The following is a 1,459-nucleotide window of genomic DNA, read 5'->3' on the forward strand; positions in this document are numbered from 1 at the left end:
ACCTGTAATCGCCTCAGTAATCGTTTCTGGTGCAGCGACAACGCTACTCGAAGCAATGATCGTAGCGATTGCTGTGCTTAATAGGCTAATTGAACGTTTTTTCATTTACATCTCCTAGTTACTTTTTTAAAGGCCAAGCATAAGTCAGTCATTCTTTGTTTATGCTGTGACCCTCGCTATAAATATGGCTTTACTAATTCTTAAGGCATTAAAAAAGCGCTCACAAACAATGCGCTGTGAGATAACTACTGAGCCTCTACTCAACAGTTTTCTCGTGTCGCATTACTTGTGAACGCCGTTGTCCACCTACCCCCTATGTTTACGCCATTGTAAACGGGAGTAATGATTAACTTGTCTTACGCTGCCGCAATACCTGAGGCAGCTTTAGTTTTTTTTACTGAGGCACTAATCGGTTCAACTTTTCGTTGTTTTTCGTACAGGAACTTTAGAACTTCTGATCGAAGGTGAACGTATTCTGGGTCTTCTGCTAAGGCCAATCGATCACGAGGGCGTTCAAGACCAACATCTAATATTTCACCAATCGTTGCCGCTGGGCCATTAGTCATCATGACAATTCTATCTGACAGCAAAACTGCTTCATCAACATCATGGGTGATCATAATAACGGTATTATTCAGCTCATTCTGGATCTCCATTAAGGAGTCTTGCATATGCGCCCTGGTCAGGGCATCTAGCGCGCCAAATGGCTCATCCATTAACAAAATCTCTGGCTGCATCGCCAAAGCACGAGCGATACCCACACGCTGCTTCATACCCCCTGATATTTCGTCAGGACGCTTATACATAGCGTGATCCATATGAACCAAGTGAAGATTATGTTCTACCCACTCTTTAGTTTCTGCTTTTGACTTAGTTTTTCCGAATACTTGCTTAACGGCCAGCTCAACATTTTCATACGCCGTCAACCACGGCAATAGAGAATGATTTTGGAAGACAACGGCCCGCTCAGGTCCTGGTTCTGTCACTTCTTTGCCGCTAAGAACTACACCGCCATTGGTTGCCTGATGTAGGCCAGCGACAACGTTCAAAACGGTTGACTTACCACAACCCGAGTGTCCGATAAGCGATACAAACTCGCCCTTTTTAATTTGTAAACTCACGTCCTGCAGCGCTGTGAACGGCCCCTTTGGTGTCGGAAAGACCATATCTATATGACTAATATCTAATAATGCGCTCATAATTCTATCCTCAATAAATTCAATCGTATTTCGTTACTTGTAGCTGTTCGGGCAGGTTAAGGCTTAAAGGCCTTTATTATCCCAAGACACTCGCTTTTGTATTTGTAACATTGCGCGATCTAACAAGAATCCGATAAAACCAATTACAACGACTGCTGCCATAATTCTACTTAGTGAATCTGAACTACCATTCTGGAATTCATCCCAAACGAACTTTCCAAGGCCTGGGTTTTGGGCCAACATTTCTGCGGCGATCAACA

At 43.5% G+C, this 1,459-nt stretch carries 1 protein-coding gene and 1 pseudogene; both read right to left on the minus strand.

Features of this window, described 5'->3' with window-relative positions; genetic code table 11:
* Positions 1 to 356: 356 nt before the first annotated feature.
* Complete coding sequence (locus A3729_RS08485) at positions 357 to 1,199, minus strand: ABC transporter ATP-binding protein (protein WP_068553593.1); 843 nt, start codon at positions 1,197 to 1,199, stop codon at positions 357 to 359.
* Positions 1,200 to 1,262: 63 nt separating this feature from the next.
* Positions 1,263 to 1,459, minus strand: a pseudogene (locus A3729_RS08490) (ABC transporter permease); the annotation flags it as partial.

It is taken from the genome of Oleiphilus sp. HI0043, from assembly GCF_001634935.1.

Excerpts from the sequence above, each read along its gene's own strand:
- A3729_RS08485 (WP_068553593.1), bottom strand. The coding sequence starts at position 1,199 with ATGAGCGCATTATTAGATATTAGTCATATAGATATGGTCTTTCCGACA.